We start from the raw sequence: 213 nt of genomic DNA, 5'->3' as shown, positions 1-213 counted from the left end.
CAAAAGCTAAGGCCGCGGAAGCAACTAAAGCTCGCGAAGCAGCTGAAGCTCAAGCAGAAGTTAAGGCTCAAGAAGCGGCTAAAGCTCGTGAAGCAGCTAAGGCTCAAGAAGCAGCTAAAGCTCAGGCAGATGCTGAAGCTCAAGCAGAAGCTAAAGCTCAAGAGGCGGCTAAAGCTCGTGAAGCAGCTAAAGCTCAAGCAGATGCTGAAGCTC

At 51.2% G+C, this 213-nt stretch carries 1 protein-coding gene; it reads left to right on the top strand.

The window, feature by feature from the left end; genetic code table 11:
- On the top strand, positions 1-213 hold a 213-nt coding region (locus tag MR167_RS32705), incomplete at both ends, for a hypothetical protein (RefSeq protein ID WP_242316333.1).

This window comes from Bacillus cereus group sp. BfR-BA-01355, from assembly GCF_022663675.1.
Lineage (GTDB): Bacteria > Bacillota > Bacilli > Bacillales > Bacillaceae_G > Bacillus_A > Bacillus_A thuringiensis_S.
This window is presented reverse-complemented; position numbering and strand designations above follow the sequence as displayed.